We start from the raw sequence: 16452 nt of genomic DNA on the forward strand, positions 1-16452 counted from the left end.
GGCAGGCCACCCTCGAGCGGTCGATCTCGGACCACCGGTCAGACGGTCGGTCCAGGTGTGTGACACCCCGCCCGACGGGCACAGAGGACCGTCGGACCACTGGCAGCGTACCAGCCGTGCGGCTGTCGGCGGACATCCCTAGGTTGGGTGCCGTGACCTCTCCTCTCGTTCTCGTCCCCGGCTGGTGGCTCGGCGCCTGGGCGTGGGACGGCGTGGCCGAGGGCCTGCGGGCCGACGGCCACGACGTCACCGCGCTGACGCTGCCCGGTCTCGAGCCCGACCACCCCGACCGCGGATCGGTGTCGCTGGCCGGCCAGGCCGACGCGATCGTGGCCGCGATCGAGGCCCACGACCGGCCCGTCGTGCTCGCGGTGCACAGCGGCGCCAGCCAGCCCGGCTACGTCGCCAGCGACCGGGTGCCCGACCGCATCGCTGCGCTCATCTACGTCGACACCGCTCCCGGCACCGGGCCGATCAAGGAGATCGACGAGCCCGAGTTCCCGCTGCCGGCCACGTGGGAGGAGCTGGGCGAGAGCCTCGACGGCATCCCCGAGGAGCGGCTCGCCGAGTTCCGCGAGCGCGCGGTGCCGGAGCCCGCTGGTCCGATGCGCGATGCGCCCGAGGTCACGAACGACGCACGCCTGGACGTGCCCTCACTGGTGATCGCGACGGCCTTCCCCGCGAGCGGGTACCAGCAGGCCGCCGCCGAGGGCGCCCCGTGGCTGGCCGGGCTCGACGACCTGCGCAACGTCGCCTACGTCGACCTGCCGACCTCGCACTGGCCGATGTGGTCGCGGCCGGCGGAGCTCACGGAGATCCTGGACCGGGTCGCGCGGGACGGCATCACCGGCTTCTGACGATTGGTTGTCGTCGGCAAGCATATGTAACATGCACGGGTGTCCACCACCACGCGCCACCCGATGCTCCCGGTCGTCGTCCTGTGCTTCGGCGGTCTCTGTGCAGCCCTGACGCAGACGCTCGTGATCCCGATCCAGAGCGAGCTCCCCGGCTTCCTCGGCACCTCCGCGGCCAACGCCGCGTGGGTCGTCACCGTGACGCTGCTCGCCGGCGCCGTCGCGATGCCGGTGGCTGGCCGCCTGGCCGACCTGTTCGGCAAGCAGCGGGTGCTCGTGGTCAGCTCGCTGATCCTGCTGGTCGGCTCGCTCGTGTGCGCGCTGTCCAGCACGCTCGGACCGGTGCTGGTCGGTCGCGCGCTCCAGGGCCTGGCGATGGGCTTCATCCCGGTCGGCATCTCCCTGATGCGCGAGATCACCCCGCCGCACCTGACCTCGACGGCGATCGCCTCGATGAGCGCCACGCTCGGCGTCGGCGGTGCCGTCGGGCTGCCGCTCTCGGCCTGGATCGCGCAGACCGGCGACTGGCACACGCTGTTCTGGGTGGCGACCGGCCTCTCCGCGGTCGTTGCGGTGCTGACCTGGATCGCGGTCCCGCACGTGCGCGACGCCCAGCCCGGCCGGTTCGACGTGGTCGGCGCCGTCGGCCTCGCCGTCGGCCTCGTCGCGGTGCTGGTCGGCATCTCGAAGGCGACCGCCTGGGGCTGGGGCGACCCGCGCACCCTCGGGGCCGTCGCGGCCGGCGTTGTCGTGCTGCTCGGCTGGGGCGCGTTCGAGCTGCGCCGGTCCGAGCCGCTGGTCGACCTGCGCACCACCGCGCAGCGGCCCGTGCTGATGACGAACGTCGCGGCGATCGCCATCGGCTTCGGGATGATGGCCCAGTCGATCGTCGTCCCCCAGCTGCTCCAGCTCCCCGAGGCCACCGGCTACGGCCTGGGCCAGTCGATCCTCGCCGCCGGCCTGTGGCTGGCGCCCGGCGGCCTGATGATGCTGGCCTTCGCGCCCGTGTCGAGCCGGCTGATCGGCACCGTCGGTGCCCGGGTCACCCTGATGGTCGGCGCGACGGTGCTGGGCTTCGGCTACCTGGTCGCGCTGTTCCTCATGGACGCCCCGTGGCAGCTCCTGGTCGCGTCCTGCGTCGCCTGCGCGGGCGTCGGCATCGGGTACGCCGCGATGCCCACGCTGATCCTGGATGCGGTGCCGATGCGCGAGGCGGCGTCGGCGGTCGGCCTCAACGCGCTGATGCGCTCGGTCGGCACCACCCTGGCCGCTGCCGTGATGGGCACGATCCTCACCAGTCGCACCCAGACCTTCGACGGGCTCGAGATCCCGACCCTCGGCGCGTTCCAGCTCTGCTTCGTGGCCGGCGCGGTCGCCGCGTTCGTGGGCGTCGCGATCACGGCGGCGATCCCCCGCCGTCAGGCCGAGCCGGCACCCGAGCTGTCGGCGGCCCGCACCGCGGCGTGAGCCCGGTCCAGCGCGTCGTTCAGTTCGTGCAGCGCGGCGATCAGCCTCGCACCCCGTTCCTCGCCGAGCTCGTCGATCGCGCGGCTCCAGACCTCGCCGCGCAGCCGGCCGTCGTGGAGGTAGGCCTCGCGGCCGGCCGCGGTCGCGCGGACCAGCCGCGGCGACTCGCCGTACCGCTCGACGAGGCCGTGGCCGACCGCCGTGCCGACCTGCCGGCTGATCGTGGACTGCTCGAGCTGGAGCTCGTCGGCGAGGTCGCGCAGCGACCGCGGCCCCTCCTCGACCAGGACCAGCAGGAGGCGGAACGCCGAGTCCTCCAGCACCGAGCCGGGGTACGCCGCGGCGCGGCGCCGGGCGAGGCGCATGACCTCCGCGCCGAGCTCGCGCAACCGGGCCTCGTCCACGCGGCGGACTCTACTGTCCGGCGGGGAGGAAGACGCTCGCCGTCATCTTGTCCGGGTCGTGGCGGCACGGCAGGTCGACGTGCGTCCCGAAGCGCCGGTGCTCGCCGCGGCAGCAGAGGCGCAGCTGGCCGCCCGCGGAGTCGGTGAGCGAGCGGACGATGGCCAGGCCGAGCCCGGACCCCGGGCGCGAGCGGGCGTCGTCGGCCCGGGCGAACCGGTCGGTGGCGCGGTCCAGCATCTCGGCGTCCATCCCCGGCCCGTCGTCCTCGACGGTGAGCACCTGCCAGTCCCCCATCCGGGTCAGGTCGACCTTGACCGGCGCGCGGCCGTGGAGGTGGGCGTTCGCGACGAGGTTCGCGGTGATCCGATCCAGCACGTCGTCGGTGAGCTCGGGCCGCAGCTCGAGCAGCTGCTCGGCGAGCCGGGTCAGCCGCTCCACGTCGACGAGCAGCTCGCCGAGGATGTCCTCGTGCTCCTCGACGGTGCGTGTCCGGCGCTGGGCCGACTGCACGCGGCTCTTGAGCACCGTCAGCGGCGTGCGCAGCTCGTGGCTGGCGTCGTCGACGAAGTGCCGCTCGGACTCCAGCGCGCGCTCGAGCGCGGTGAGCATGTCGTTGAGCGTGTTCCCGAGCCGGACCACCTCGTCGTCGCGGGTGTCGGGGACGTCGAGCCGGACGCCCGTCGCGCCCGCGGCGATCTCCTCGGCCTGCCGCCGGTAGCGCTCGACCGGCAACAGAGCCTGGCGGGTCAGCACGTAGCCGACGACGGAGGCGACGAGCAGGGAGCCGAAGACACCGATGCCCAGCTGCAGGAGCAGCTCACGCAGCGCCTCGTCCCGGTGCTCGCGGCGCACCGCCACGACCAGGTAGGCCGGCTTCCCGTCGACCACGGTGGGCGTGACCTCGGCGCGCAGCGGCCGGTCGGAGATCGGTAGCAGGCGGCCGACGTCGACGGTCTCGGCGTGGTCGACGCCGTCCGGCTCGACGATCGGCTCGGCCCCGGCCGACGGGCTGTGCGCGATCACCTCCCCGCGGCTGTCGAGCACCTGGTAGACGGCCCCGGTGGCGGTGACGGCATCGTCGTCGGCGACGCTGCCGTCCGCCCCGACCGACTGGGCCAGCGCGGCGGTCGCCCGCTGGAGGTCGCCGTCGAGGCCGCGGTCGAGCGCGTACTCCACCCGCCAGTACACGAAGACCGCCGAGGCGATGAGCACCACCAACATGGCCACGGAGAAGCCCGCGACCAGGCGCACCCGGATGGGCCAGTGGTTCACGAGGCGTCGACCCGGTAGCCCGCACCGCGCAGGGTCGTGATCGTCGACGTGCCGAACGGGCGATCGATCTTGGACCGGATCGAGGCGAGGTAGACGTCGATCACGTTGCTCTTCAGGTCGGTCTCCCCGTCCCACACCTCGTCGAGGATCGTGAAGCGCGAGACCGCCTCGCCCGCACGGGAGACCAGCAGCTCGAGGATGTCGAACTCCCGCGCGGTCAGCTCGATCTCGGTGTCGCCGCGGCGGACCCGGCGCGCGAGCGGGTCGACGACCAGGTCGCCGACCGTGAGCGGGCCGGACGCACTCGCCGTGCGCCGGGTCAGCGCCCGCAACCGGGCCAGCAGCTCGTCGACGTCGAAAGGCTTGGGCAGGTAGTCGTCGGCGCCGGCGTCCAGCCCCTCGATGCGCGAGGCGACCTGTCCCCGCGCGGTCAGCATCAGGACCGGTACCTCGATGCCGGCGGTCCGCAGCCGCCGGCACACGGTGACCCCGTCCAACCCGGGCAGCATCACGTCCAGCAGCACGACGTCGTACCCCCCGCCGAGGGCCGCCCCGAACCCGGAGCGGCCGTCGGCGGCCTCGTCGACCTCCCAGCCCGCCTCGGCGAGCGTGGTGGCGAGGAGAGCGCGCAGTCGGTCGTCGTCCTCGACGACAAGGATGCGCATCACCCGAATGTAACGGGCAGCACCGAGGGTGAGGAGGACGCGACACCCCGCGTCGGGTGGACGGTGAACGTCACCTCCTTGGTGCCCCGCGGCACGGCGGTCGGGAACGGCAGCGAGGCGGTCGCCTCTTCCTTCATGTCGTAGGGCACCGTGCCCAGGGAGGTGTGGCCCGCGGTCGCGGTCACGGTGCCCGCGCACCCCTCGGCGCCGGTGCCGCAGCCGAGCCCCAGGTCGACCGTGCCGTCCTGCTTCGGCGTCAGTGTGGTGCTCGTGACCGACAGCAGCGACGGGAACGAGTTCCCGGTCGGCGTGTTGTCGCCGGTCGGGTCGAAGCAGCCGTCGAACTCGAAGACCGGGTTGGTGACCGTGCGGCCGTCGGCGGCCGTCATCTCGAGGTAGCCGGTTAGCTTCGTGGGGCCGCCCGCCGTGAAGCAGTCGTTGCTGTGCACGTTGAGCTCGAACTTGCCGTAGCCCTCCGGGGGCATCGGGACCTGCGGGTCCTTCCAGCTCATCAGGCAGACCCAGTCCCCTCCCGGACCCACGTCGGCGACGTCGGGGCCGTGCTTGTCGCACATGGCCTTGGCGTGCAGCGACTTCGGGGTGATGTCGTGGCGCCCCTCCACGTGCGCCTGCTTGACGTAGAGGTTGGAGAACGCCACCGGCAGGGCGCGCTCGAGGCGGGCGCGGGTCACGGTGCTGTTGTCACCCCCGCGGGCGACGGCGACCGCGGTGAGCGCGCCGATGACCACCAGGGCGGCGACGAGGGCAGTGAGGATTCGACGCATGGTTCAGCCTCCAGTGATGTCGCGTCGGCGAAGGACGAGGTAGGCGCCCAGGAGCGAGACCGCGCCCCAGGCGGCGCACACGAGTGCGCCCTGGGTCAGTGGTCCGGTGAAGTGGGGCGCCGCCAGCAGGCCGTGCCAGGCCTCGAACGGCGTGCTGAGCAGCAGCGGGCGCACGGCGTCGATGCCGCCGAGCGAGCCGAGCAGCTGCATGACCATCGCGATGACGACCGGGGCCGCGATGCCGATGGCGGGGTTGCGCGACCAGACCGAGAGGAGCAGCGCCAGGCAGGTGAAGCCGAGCATCGGCGGCAGCATCGTGGCCCAGCTCGCGGTCACCAGCTTCAGCGCTGTGGCGGCCGGGATGGTCTGGCCGGACAGCCCCGTCAGGGGCTGGTGGCCGACGACCAGCAGGCTGCTCACGATCGTCGACGCGGTCAACAGGAGCAGGACGATCGCGGCGAAGCCGCAGGCAGTGATGGTCTTGGCCCAGAAGAGCTGTCCTCGACTGGTGGACCGGGTGAGCACCGTCTTCCAGGTGCCGTGCTGGTCCTCGCTGGCGAAGACGTCACCGGCGACGATCGCGGTCAGCAGCGGGAGCACCCACTGGGAGGCGAAGCCGAGGACGAGCAGCGCGAGCGCGAAGCCGTTCTCGAGGGCGAATCGCCCGAAGAGGGTGTCCTTCGGCGGCCGCGACTGGCCGTGCAGGATGAACACCACCGGGATCGGTGCGAGCACCGCGGCGACGAGCACGGCCCGGGCCCGCAGCTGGGCGCGCAGCTTGCGCACCTCCCACCGCAGGGCCGCACCGACCCCGACGCGGCTCATGCGGCCCCCTCCACGCTGGACTCGGCGTCGGTCAGCATGAAGAACAACGACTCCAGGGGCGTCCGGGTCGCGATGAACCCGTCGAGCCGGATGCCCGACCGGACCAGGTCGGCGACGTACGCCGCGACGTCGTCGCGGGGCCCGGTGACGACCAGCTCGGCGTCGGGGTCCGTCGTCACGGCGACCGAGGGGTGCCGACCGGCGACCTCGCGGGCCCGGACGTCGTCGCCGGTGCTCAGCGCGTAGCCGGGGTCCGGCGCCATGGTGCGCAGCTTCTCGATCGTGCCGTGGAAGGCGACCGAGCCGGTGCGCATGATCGTGACGTTGTCGCAGATCTCCTCGACCTCGTCCATGTGGTGGGAGCTGAGTAGCACGGTGAGGCCGCTCCCGGCCAGACGCTTCACCAGCGCCCGCATGTCTCGGATGCCGGCGGGGTCGAGGCCGTTGGCCGGCTCGTCGAGCACCAGCAGGCGGGGGTCGCGCAGCAGGCTGGCGGCCACGCCGAGCCGTTGGCGCATGCCGTAGGAGTAGCCGCTGACCTTGTCGCCGGCGCGGTCGGTGAGGTCGACCACTTCTAGCACCTCGGCCAGCCGGTCGGCACGGTCGCCGCCGTCGAGGAGCGCCAGGCCCTCGAGGTTCTGCCGGCCGGTGAGGTACGGGTAGAACTTCGGGCTCTCGATGAAGCCGGCGACGCCGTCGAGGACGTTGATGCCGTCCTTCTCCCAGGTCCGCCCGAACACCCGGATGGTGCCCGCGTCGGGGCGGATCAGGCCGAACAGCATGCGCAGGAACGTCGTCTTCCCGGCGCCGTTCGGCCCGAGGACGCCGTAGACCTCTCCGGGAGCGACCTGGACCGTGATGTCGTCGACGGCGCGGAGCGAGCCGAAGCTCTTGGTGACCCCCACGGCGTCGACAGCGAGTTGCTCTGTCATGGTCCGGACCGTAGGGAGTCGTCCGTGAAAGAACCATGAAGCTAGCGAAAGCTCCTCAGCCGCAGGCTGTTGGCGACCACGAACACCGAGGAGAACGCCATCGCGGCGCCCGCGATCATCGGGTTGAGCAGGCCTGCCGCGGCCAGCGGCAGCGCGGCGACGTTGTACCCGAACGCCCAGACCAGGTTGCCCTGGATGGTCCGCAGGGTGCGTCGGGACAGCCGGATCGCGGCCGCCGCGACCCGCAGGTCACCACGCACGAGCGTCAGGTCGCTGGCCTCGATCGCCACGTCGGTGCCCGTGCCCATGGCGATCCCGAGGTCGGCCTGCGCGAGCGCGGCCGCGTCGTTCACCCCGTCACCGACCATGGCGACCGCGCGGCCCTCGGCCTGCAGCCGTTTCACGACCGCGACCTTGTCGGCAGGCAGCACGTCGGCGACCACCTCGTCGATGCCGACCTCGTCGGCCACGGCGCGCGCCACGGTGGCGTGGTCGCCGGTCAGCAGGATCGGACGCAGCCCGAGGTCCCGGAGCATCCGGACCGCCTCGGCGGAGGTGGGCTTGACCGAGTCGGCGACACGCAACCAGCCGCGGACGACGCCGTCCCACTCCACCTGCACACCATCGGGCGAGCGTCCGACGCCCACGGCGTGCCCGTCGACCGTGCCCTCGACCCCGTGGCCGGCGGTGGCGTGGAATCCAGTGACGGCCGGCAGGTCGCCGTACCGCTCGCGCGCCGCGGCCGCGACCGCGCGGCCGATCGGGTGCTCGGACGCGTCCTCGACGGCGCCCGCCAGTCGCAGCACCGTGTCCTGGTCCTCGCCCTCGGCGACGACCACGTCGACCAGCGACATCCGGCCGGTGGTGACCGTGCCGGTCTTGTCGAGCACGATCGTGTCCACCCGGCGGGTCTGCTCGAGCACCTCGGGACCCTTGATCAGGATGCCGAGCTGCGCACCCCGCCCGGTGCCGACCATGAGCGCCGTCGGCGTGGCCAGGCCGAGGGCGCACGGGCAGGCGATGATCAGCATCGCGACGGCGGCGGTGAAGGCCGCCGACGGACCGGCGCCGGTGCCGAGCCAGAAGCCGAGCGTGCCGACGGCCAGCGCGATCACGATCGGCACGAAGACGCCGGAGATCCGGTCGGCCAGGCGCTGTGCGGAGGCCTTGCCGTTCTGGGCCTCCTCGACCAGCCGCGCCATCTGGGCGAGCTGGGTCTCGGCCCCCACCCGGGTGGCGCGGACGACCAGGCGGCCGCCGGCGTTCACGGTCGCGCCGGCCACGGTGTCGCCCGGGCCGACCTCGACCGGCACCGACTCGCCGGTCAGCATCGAGGCGTCGACCGCCGACGACCCGTCCTCGACGACCCCGTCGGTCGCGACCTTCTCACCGGGCCGGACGACGAACAGGTCGCCGACCGCGAGCTGGTCGACGGGCATCCGGCGCTCGACGCCGTCGCTCAGCACGGCCACGTCGCGAGCCCCGAGGTCCAGCAGCGCGCGCAGGGCGGCGCCGGCCCTGCGCTTCGATCGGGCCTCGAAGAAGCGGCCGGCCAGGATGAACGTCGTGACGCCCGCCGCGGCCTCGAGGTAGATGTTGCCGGCGCCGCTGGTCCGCTCGATGGTCAGCTCGAACGCATGCGTCATCCCGGGCTGCCCGGCATCCCCGAGGAACAGGGCGTAGAGCGACCAGCCGAAGGCCGCGAGCACGCCCATCGACACCAGCGTGTCCATCGTCGAGGTGGCGTGCCGGAAGTTGGTCCAGGCTGCCCGGTGGAAGGGGTACGCGCCCCAGACCACGACCGGTGCGGCCAGCGTCAGCGAGGCCCACTGCCAGTACGTGAACTGCCACGCGGGGACCATCGCCAGGACGACGACCGGCACCGACAGCACGGCGGAGACCAGCAGCCGCTGGCGCAGTGAGCGGACCTCGGGGTCCTCGTCCTCCGCCGCCTCCGGAGGGCCGGTCGCGGGCAGCCGGGCGCCGTACCCGGCGGCCTCGACCGCGGCGATCAGGTCGTCGGTGCTGACCGGCCCCTCGAACCTGACCTTCGCCTTCTCGGTCGCGTAGTTGACGGTCGCGCTGACTCCCTCGACCCTGTTGAGCTTGCGCTCGATCCGGTTCGCGCACGACGCGCACGTCATGCCCGTGAGCAGCAGCTCGGTCTCGCCGCTCATGACGCCGCCAGGAGGAACTGCGCCGTCCGCACCACGCCGCCGACCTTGAAGTCGAGGTACAGGTGGTAGCGCCCGGGACTGGGGACCTCCGCGCCGAACTCCAGGCCGTCGGCCCCGGGGTGGACGTGGAGGTAGGCCAGGTCGCCCTCGCGCAGCGCCACCAGGTGGCCCGCGGCACCGAGGTAGGGCTGCAGGTCCGTGACCGGCCGCCCGTCCTGCGAGACCGCCATCGTGAGCATCGAGTGCTCGCCTGCGACGAGGTCACCGTCGACGGTCACGGTGTAGCCGTCCACGGTGTCGGTGCGCGTGACCGGGAGCGCGGGCGGCGCGTCGACGTTGCCCGGCACCAGCAGGTCACTGCCGAGGGTCAGGTCCTCCCCGCCTCTCGGCACGAAGTCCGCGAGCACCCGCCAGCCGCCCGGTGTCAGGCGCGCGTCGGTCGTCCACTCGCCCGTCTCCTCGTCGAGGACGGGGTGGAGGTGCTGGTAGCCCTCGAAGTCACGGCGCACGAGGATGAGGTGCAGCTGCTTCTCGTGCTCGACGTCGTACGCCGTGACCGGCAGTCCGTCGGGGCCGAGGACGGAGAACGTGAGCCGGCGCGTGCCGGGCGCCAGCACCTCCTCGGCGAGGACCAGTCGATAGCCGTCCTGCGCGACCGCGAGCCCGCCGGGCAGGTGCTCCCCGGACCCGTGACTCCCGTCCGCGCCGTGGACCATCGGCTCCGGCTCGTCGACGACGGGTCCGACGGCGGCGCCCGCAGCCCAGGCGACACCCAGCACGACGGCCAGGCCGGCGGCGAAGCCCGAGACCTTCAGCGCGGCGTTCATGCCAGCTGGTAACCGGCCTCGTCGACAGCAGCGCGCACGGCGCCGTCGTCGATCGGCCGGCTGCTCGTGATCGCCAGCGCCCCGCTGGCCAGGTCCACGCTGACGTCGGTGACGCCGGGGATCTCGCGCACCTCCTCGGTGACGGACGCGACGCAGTGGGCGCAGGTCATGCCGGTGACGGTGTAGGAAGCGGTGTGGAGGTCGGACATGGTTCGTACCATACCCCCCTAGGGTATCTAGGACAAGGCCTCGGCGACCGCCACCACCAGGCCGCCGAGCAGGAACGCGACGATCACCGCGACCAGCGAGCCGGTCGGGATCGACGGTACCCACGGCCGCGCCGGTGACCCACCGTGGTCGTGGTGGTGCTCGTGGGTCAGCGCGTGCCCCTTCCCCCGCCGCAGCAGGGCGCTGTTGACCGGGTACGCCGCGGCGAACGCGACGACCAGCGAGATCATCAGGCTCACCCAGAACACGACGTTGACGAGCCCGGCGTCGATCGCGCCCGGGATGACCAGCATGACGAGGTTGTCGACCACCTCCATCGTGAGGATCGAGAGCGTGTCGGCGGCGAGCACCAGCCGGAGCGCAGCGCCGACCGGCATCCCGCTGCGCAGCAACGGCAGCGTCGACAGCGAGTAGCCGAAGCAGAAGGCCAGCACGATCGAGATCGCCACGGTGGCGCCGTTCGCCAGCCCGGCGGCGGTGCCGACGAGCATGCCGACGATCTCACCGATGGCGCAGCCGGTCAGGCAGTGCAGCGTCGCACTGACCGCCATCCGGTCGAGCGTCACCGCCACCCGAGCTCCGGGGCGAGGTGGCGCAGCACGCTGTCGAGCACATGGACGTTGTAGTCCACGCCGAGCTGGTTGGGGATCGTCAGCAGCAGCGTGTCCGCGGCGGCGACCGCCTCGTCCTCCGCGAGGTCCTTGACCAGCTGGTCGGGCTCGCCGGCGTACGTCTTGCCGAAGCGCGCGATGCCGCCATCGATGTGGCCGACCTGGTCCTGGCTGCGCGACTCGCCGCCGAAGTAGGCACGGTCCGTGTCGCTGACGACCGGGAAGATGCTGCGGCTGACCGACACCCGCGGCTCACGCTCGTGTCCGGCGGCCTGCCACGCGTCGCGGAAGCGCTGGATCTGCTCGGCCTGGAGCTGGTGGAACGGGACGCCGGTGTCCTCGGTGAGCAAGGTCGAGCTCATCAGGTTCAGGCCCTGCTCGGCCGTCCACTCCGCCGTGGCGCGGGTGCCGGCACCCCACCAGATCCGGTCGCGGAGGCCCTCGGAGTACGGCTCGATCGGGAGCAGGCCGGGCGGGTTGGGGAACATCGGCCGCGGGTTGGGCTGGGCGAAGCCCTCGCCCTGGATCACCTCGAGGAAGACCCGCGCGTGCTCGCGTGCCATCTGGCCGTGGTCCTCACCCTCGGCCGGCTCGTAGCCGAAGTAGCGGAACCCGTCGACCACCTGCTCCGGTGAGCCGCGGCTGATGCCCAGCTGGAGTCGGCCGCCCGCGATCAGGTCGGCCGCGCCGGCGTCCTCGGCCATGTAGAGCGGGTTCTCGTAGCGCATGTCGATCACGCCCGTGCCGATCTCGATCCGGCTGGTGCGGGCGCCGACCGCCGCGAGCAGCGGGAACGGCGAGGCGAGCTGCCGGGCGAAGTGGTGGACGCGGTAGTACGCGCCGTCGACGCCGATCTCCTCGGCCGCGACGGCGAGGTCGATCGACTGGAGCAGCGCATCTGACGCGGTCCGGGTCTGCGACTGCGGCGAGGGCGTCCAGTGCCCGAACGAGAGGAACCCGATCTTCTTCATGTCTCCCCCAACGCGGTTGAAGGGTCAATCATGCCCCGGATCGAGGTGGAAGACGTGCCAGTCGCCGACGACCGTGCGCAGCTCGTAGCGGCGGTCGAGGACGGGCTGGGCGGCCGCCTCGTCGACACCCCAGGTGGCGAGGGTCGCGCCGTCCACCACGACCCAGGTCGGCCGGTCGGGGCCGGCCAGGACGCGGGCGAGCTGCGTGAGCTGCGGGTCGCGCACCCGGACCGGCAGGCTCCACAGCAGCGGGTACGGGCTGCTCAGGCCGGCGCCCTGCAGGATGGCCGGGTCCCCGAACGCGACCACGCCGGTGTCGCCGGGCTGCTCGTGCCCGCTCAGGTACTGCTCGACCGCGACGTCGCTCGACGACCTGGGGCCGGTCACGGCGAGGGCCACAACGGCCGCGGCGGCTGTGACGCCGGCGTACCCGAGGACGGCGGCGGTCCAGCGCCACCGCTGCGGGCGGTAGCGCACCGTCGCGATCACCAGGAGGACCAGGCCGGGCACGGTCGCGAGCAGGTAGTGCAGCCAGTAGCTCCCGCCGGCCAGCACGACCATGGCCTCCCACGCCAGCACGGCCCCGGCCAGGAGGCGTACGTCGACCGGCGCGGCCGTGGCCGGACGGTGCCGACGGCGCCCGGGCACGAGCGCCACCAGGAGCAGGCCGGCGGCGCCGCTGACCACGAACGACGTGGCCACGCCGTGCGCACGCTGGTCGGTCGCCTCGGACGCCGAGGAGGAGATCACCTCCGCGGCCTGGCCGCGGAAGGTCACCACGGCGTCCCAGAGGCCGGCCGGGTCGGTGCCGTGGACCGCGGCCCACCAGAGCACCAGGGCCAGGGCGGAGACGGCGCCGGCCGAGAACGCAGCAACGGCGCGCAGGCAGTCCGCGGGCCGCCGCTGCCAGAGCAGCTGCGCCGCGACGACGAGCGCTGCGACGACCACGTCGGCCTCGCTCTGCTTCACGGCCGCGGCGGCGACGGCCAGGACGCCGGCCGGCCACCACCAGCCGCGGACGAGCGCGACCAGTCCGGCGAGCACGAACGGGACGGCGAGCAGCTCGCCGTCGACCTCGGTGGTGCCGAAGAACGGCGTCGCGAGGAACACCGCAGCGGTGGCCGCCGCCGCAACCGGCGCACTCCGCTGTCCCGGTGCGAGCAGGCGGCCGAGCGACGCGGCGAGCAGCACCGACGCCACGGCAGCCACGATCCCGAGGAGGCGCAGCGGCACGGCTCCGCCGGCGAGGTCGGCGATCTGGAAGAGCGTGATCAGCAGCGGCGGCCGGTCCACCCAGTAGTCGCCGTACAGGGAGGAGCCGGGAGCCCACTGCCCGGCGACCATGAGGAAGCCGCCCTCGTCGGGGCTCAGCGGCAGCGTCAGGAACGGCAGCCAGGCCGCGGCCACACCAGCAGCGAGCGCCCCGACGGCGACTGCGCGCCCGGCCCCGAGGTGCGACGACTTCCGTGCGGCGTCCAGCACACGATCGACGCTAGTCGCGGCACCTGAAAGGACGATGAAGCGCGGCTTACGGGAAGGACGGGCAGGACGTGCCGCGGGGGAGCTTGTACGGCGCCGCGATCCGGTACGTCCCCGCCGCGGGCGCGTGCAGCACCAGCCAGTCGTCGCGTGGCCCCGCGGTCCCGTCGTCCGGGTGCTCGGCGTCGAGGTGGGTCAGGCAGGCCGGACCGCCGGCGCCGAGCGCCTGGGCCCCGTCGGTGACGTCCGGGTCCGGAAGCGGGTTCCCGTCGGCGTCGACCAGGCTGAGCCAGGGCGAGTCGGCGATCCGGATCACGATGCGACCGGCCACCGGCGTGGTGATGGTGAGCTCGGCGGCGTCGTACGCGACCACCTTCGCCGGCGGCGAGACCAGGGGCGTGGGGTGCCGGACCTCGTAGAGCGCCCACTGGTCGTCGGACCAGACCCGGTCCAGGTACGGAAGCCCACCGGCGACCAGCCGGGCCTCGTCGGCGGCGGCCGGGTCGGGCTCGGCGGCCGTCGAGAGCACCACGAAGCGGACCGCCCAGCGGCGCAGCCAGCGCTCGTAGGCGTCGGGGCGGAGCTCGTGCTCGCGGTAGAAGACCGGGTTCCGGTCCGCGTCGGCCTGCCGGTTCCAGCCACGGGCGAGCGGGACGTGCGGGGCGATCGCCGCGGCCTCGCGGTGGCTCTTGGTCGGGACCACCTCGACCCGGCCGAGGTCCGCCTGGCGCGCCTCGAGCTGGCGCAGCAGCGGGTCGATGTCGGAGGTGAACGAAGCGGGCGGCGTCGAGCCGACCGCGTCCCGCACGGCGTAGGCGACCTGCCAGATGGTCGAGGTGATCAGCCCCATCGCGAGGAGCACGGCAGCGGCGCGGGCGCCGTACCGTCGTCCGATGATCGAGGTCCGCCAAGGACCGATGGCGATGGTCGCGACGAGCACCACGCCGCCGAACAGCAGCCCGAGCCGCGAGACGTTGGTGCCGACCGGCGACGGGATCAACCACGCACCGATCACGGAGAGCACGTAGAGGACGGCGCCGGCCCGCACCAGCCGCCAGCTCCGCGGGGTCAGGATCACCACCGCGACGCCGATCGCGACCGGCAGGATCATGGAGTACCACGCCATCGGCTGCCGGCCCGAGAACGGGAACAGCGCCGCGGACAACGCGACGACGAGGATCGGCGGGATGCCGAGGGCGTACGCCGCGGACCGGCGGTGACGCACCCACAGCGCGACCGCGACGAGTCCGAGGAACGCCCCGGCCACGGGGCTGGACGCGGTCGCGAGCGCGCTGGCCAGCACGGCCAGGACGCCCCGCACGACCTGCTCGACGCGGCTGCCGGACCGCACCGGCCAGGCGAACACGACGCAGAGCGCGGCCAGCGCGAACAGCGTGCCGAGCGCGAAGGTCACGCGGCCCGAGACGGCATTGCCGGCGAGCGCGACCGCGCCGTACAGGGCGACCTGCCAGCGCCCGGGCCCCTCCCGGTGACCGACGGCCAGCCAGGCCAGCAGGCCCGCAGAGAGCGTGCCCGCCAGCATCATCGTCGGGCGTACGCCGATCGCCGCCATGATGTACGGCGACACCACGCTGTACGAGACCGGGTGCATGCCGCCGTACCAGCCGAGGTTGTAGGCGCTGCCCGGATGCAGGCGGGCGAACTCGGCCCACGCGTCCTGCGCCGCGATGTCGCCGCCGGACGTGGCGACGAACTGCCACCAGAGCAGGTGCAGCACCCCCGCCACGAGCACCGCGGCCAGCACCGGTGGTATCGACCTGGCCCGGTCAGGCACCACCATCGCGGGACGGTCGACGAGCGTCATCCCTCGTCCCGGAAGTCCAACCGTGGCCAGTGGACGGTCAGGCGGGCGAAGGTCACCGCGGCGAGGGCGATCACCACCCCGGCCACGTCGTCGATGACGAAGTGCATGCCGAAGTAGATCGTCGCGACCATCACGAGGACGAGGTAGACGGCCATCACGATGCTCAGCAGGCGCATCCGCAGGTACAGCGCGACCAGCAGGATCACGCACGTGAACGCGGTGTGCAGGCTGGCGAACGCCGAGATGCTCGCGAACGCGTCCGGCGAGCCCGGGCTGGCGAGCAGGTGTGCACGGTCGACGAGGTACTCGGCCTGCGACGCGGTGACGCCGGTCGCGCGCAGCTTCACGAACTCTTGGGGCGCCGAGGCGAACGGGCCGAGGCTCGGCACCAGGTAGTACGACGCGACGCCGAGGATCCAGACCCAGACACCGGCGAACAGCATCACGTAGAAGTCCTTGACCCGGGGCAGCAGCGCGACGGAGCCGACGACCGCCGCGACCACGACGTACACGAACGACTCGTAGCAGGACGCGAGCACGCTGGCGGCGCCGCCGGTGCCGAGGAGGGAGTGCAGCAGCTCGGCGGGGCTGTGCCCGAGGAAGAGCGTGCGGTCGAAGTCGAGCAGCTGCCGGTCGCGGTCGGTGTTGAACGCGTCCCAGCTCTTCAGGTTGCGGTAGCAGACGTACACGACGTGGTAGCCGACCAGCCCCGAGACCGCGAGCGCCGTACGCCGCAGGGTCCACCGCTCGCGCAGGGTGCGCAGCGCCCCCGGGAAGAAGCCCCGGGCCGTACGGTCGCGCCACAGCGTGCGGACGACGGCGTCGGCCGCGACCAGCGCCAGCCCGAGGAGGAACGCGCTCTGGAGGCGGCCGCTGAACATCCGGCCGTCCGGGTCGCGCAACGGGATGTCGACCTGCTGGGACCGGGCGAACGTGATCAGGGCGAAGACCGCCGCGATCGACCACAGCACGACGGTGAGCCGCACGGCATCGCGGCGCGACAGCTCATCGGAGGGGGTACGCCGTACGCCCGTCCGATCCTGCCGCTCCGGGAAGGGGCGGACCTGCTCGTCCGCGCTCATGCCGCCCGACCTGCCATTGCCACGCTGTGACTTTACCGTTACCAACC

General features: G+C 72.9%; 16 protein-coding genes. 2 read left to right on the forward strand and 14 right to left on the reverse strand.

All coding sequences use genetic code 11. The annotated features are described in order from the left end of the window. Positions 1–152: 152 nt before the first annotated feature. Together N538_RS0108885 and N538_RS24505 are read left to right on the forward strand one after the other, a co-directional pair. The gene (locus N538_RS0108885; RefSeq protein ID WP_028637022.1) at positions 153–857 is read left to right on the forward strand and encodes an alpha/beta fold hydrolase; all 705 of its coding nucleotides are present in this window, start codon (positions 153–155) and stop codon (positions 855–857) included. Between the two features lie 39 nt (positions 858–896). Next, the gene (locus N538_RS24505; protein ID WP_231496176.1) at positions 897–2321 is read left to right on the forward strand and encodes an MFS transporter; all 1425 of its coding nucleotides are present in this window, start codon (positions 897–899) and stop codon (positions 2319–2321) included. On the opposite strand, the gene N538_RS24510 is transcribed toward N538_RS24505, so the two are convergent. Genes N538_RS24510 through N538_RS0108960 form a run of 14 tightly spaced genes read right to left on the reverse strand, consistent with a single transcriptional unit; the run spans position 2273 to position 16405 of the window. Further along, positions 2273–2725: a MarR family winged helix-turn-helix transcriptional regulator gene (locus N538_RS24510; RefSeq protein WP_051549053.1), complete on the reverse strand. Its 453-nt coding sequence runs from the start codon at positions 2723–2725 to the stop codon at positions 2273–2275. The genes N538_RS24505 and N538_RS24510 overlap by 49 nt on opposite strands. A 10-nt stretch (positions 2726–2735) precedes the next feature. Next, complete coding sequence (locus tag N538_RS0108900; protein WP_028637023.1) at positions 2736–3998, reverse strand: ATP-binding protein; 1263 nt, start codon at positions 3996–3998, stop codon at positions 2736–2738. Continuing rightward, positions 3995–4663 carry a response regulator transcription factor gene (locus tag N538_RS0108905; protein ID WP_028637024.1) on the reverse strand — a complete coding sequence of 223 codons (669 nt, stop codon included), beginning with the start codon at positions 4661–4663 and terminating at the stop codon, positions 3995–3997. Before N538_RS0108905 ends, N538_RS0108900 begins: the two co-directional genes overlap by 4 nt. Further along, positions 4663–5448, reverse strand: a complete 786-nt coding sequence (locus N538_RS28955; RefSeq protein ID WP_197025284.1) for a hypothetical protein — start codon at positions 5446–5448, stop codon at positions 4663–4665. The genes N538_RS0108905 and N538_RS28955 overlap by 1 nt, the downstream gene beginning before the upstream one ends. A gap of 3 nt (positions 5449–5451) precedes the next feature. After that, positions 5452–6273, reverse strand: a complete 822-nt coding sequence (locus N538_RS24520) for an ABC transporter permease (RefSeq protein ID WP_051549055.1) — start codon at positions 6271–6273, stop codon at positions 5452–5454. Next, positions 6270–7205 (reverse strand): ABC transporter ATP-binding protein, encoded by a 936-nt coding sequence (locus N538_RS0108920; RefSeq protein WP_028637025.1) that lies wholly within the window; start codon positions 7203–7205, stop codon positions 6270–6272. Before N538_RS0108920 ends, N538_RS24520 begins: the two co-directional genes overlap by 4 nt. Before the next feature lie 41 nt (positions 7206–7246). After that, positions 7247–9382: a heavy metal translocating P-type ATPase gene (locus N538_RS0108925; RefSeq protein WP_028637026.1), complete on the reverse strand. Its 2136-nt coding sequence runs from the start codon at positions 9380–9382 to the stop codon at positions 7247–7249. Next, entirely contained in the window at positions 9379–10209 is an 831-nt protein-coding gene (locus N538_RS0108930; protein ID WP_028637027.1) for a hypothetical protein, read from the reverse strand. The genes N538_RS0108925 and N538_RS0108930 overlap by 4 nt, the downstream gene beginning before the upstream one ends. After that, positions 10206–10418, reverse strand: a complete 213-nt coding sequence (locus N538_RS0108935; protein WP_028637028.1) for a heavy-metal-associated domain-containing protein — start codon at positions 10416–10418, stop codon at positions 10206–10208. Before N538_RS0108935 ends, N538_RS0108930 begins: the two co-directional genes overlap by 4 nt. A 27-nt stretch (positions 10419–10445) precedes the next feature. Then, positions 10446–11009, reverse strand: coding sequence for a DUF4396 domain-containing protein (locus tag N538_RS24525; RefSeq protein WP_231496177.1), 564 nt, complete (start codon positions 11007–11009; stop codon positions 10446–10448). Continuing rightward, complete coding sequence (locus N538_RS0108945) at positions 11000–12019, reverse strand: LLM class flavin-dependent oxidoreductase (protein WP_028637029.1); 1020 nt, start codon at positions 12017–12019, stop codon at positions 11000–11002. The genes N538_RS24525 and N538_RS0108945 overlap by 10 nt, the downstream gene beginning before the upstream one ends. A gap of 24 nt (positions 12020–12043) precedes the next feature. Next, a complete protein-coding gene (locus tag N538_RS0108950; protein WP_028637030.1) occupies positions 12044–13501 on the reverse strand; it encodes a hypothetical protein in 1458 nt (485 codons plus the stop codon). 46 nt (positions 13502–13547) lie between these two features. Next, positions 13548–15323 carry an MFS transporter gene (locus N538_RS24530; protein WP_197025286.1) on the reverse strand — a complete coding sequence of 592 codons (1776 nt, stop codon included), beginning with the start codon at positions 15321–15323 and terminating at the stop codon, positions 13548–13550. Continuing rightward, a complete protein-coding gene (locus N538_RS0108960; protein ID WP_028637031.1) occupies positions 15320–16405 on the reverse strand; it encodes a phosphatase PAP2 family protein in 1086 nt (361 codons plus the stop codon). Before N538_RS0108960 ends, N538_RS24530 begins: the two co-directional genes overlap by 4 nt. Between the last annotated feature and the right edge of the window lie 47 nt (positions 16406–16452).

The sequence above is a fragment of the Nocardioides sp. URHA0032 genome, from assembly GCF_000620645.1.
Lineage (GTDB): Bacteria > Actinomycetota > Actinomycetes > Propionibacteriales > Nocardioidaceae > Nocardioides.

What these genes read in the sequence shown, in the direction of transcription:
- N538_RS0108905 (WP_028637024.1), bottom strand. Translation starts at nt 4,663, where the DNA reads ATGCGCATCCTTGTCGTCGAGGACGACGACCGACTGCGCGCTCTCCTC.
- N538_RS28955 (WP_197025284.1), bottom strand. Translation starts at nt 5,448, where the DNA reads ATGCGTCGAATCCTCACTGCCCTCGTCGCCGCCCTGGTGGTCATCGGC.
- N538_RS24520 (WP_051549055.1), bottom strand. Translation starts at nt 6,273, where the DNA reads ATGAGCCGCGTCGGGGTCGGTGCGGCCCTGCGGTGGGAGGTGCGCAAG.
- N538_RS0108920 (WP_028637025.1), bottom strand. Translation starts at nt 7,205, where the DNA reads ATGACAGAGCAACTCGCTGTCGACGCCGTGGGGGTCACCAAGAGCTTC.
- N538_RS0108925 (WP_028637026.1), bottom strand. Translation starts at nt 9,382, where the DNA reads ATGAGCGGCGAGACCGAGCTGCTGCTCACGGGCATGACGTGCGCGTCG.
- N538_RS0108930 (WP_028637027.1), bottom strand. Translation starts at nt 10,209, where the DNA reads ATGAACGCCGCGCTGAAGGTCTCGGGCTTCGCCGCCGGCCTGGCCGTC.
- N538_RS0108935 (WP_028637028.1), bottom strand. Translation starts at nt 10,418, where the DNA reads ATGTCCGACCTCCACACCGCTTCCTACACCGTCACCGGCATGACCTGC.
- N538_RS0108945 (WP_028637029.1), bottom strand. Translation starts at nt 12,019, where the DNA reads ATGAAGAAGATCGGGTTCCTCTCGTTCGGGCACTGGACGCCCTCGCCG.
- N538_RS24530 (WP_197025286.1), bottom strand. Translation starts at nt 15,323, where the DNA reads ATGACGCTCGTCGACCGTCCCGCGATGGTGGTGCCTGACCGGGCCAGG.
- N538_RS0108960 (WP_028637031.1), bottom strand. Translation starts at nt 16,405, where the DNA reads ATGAGCGCGGACGAGCAGGTCCGCCCCTTCCCGGAGCGGCAGGATCGG.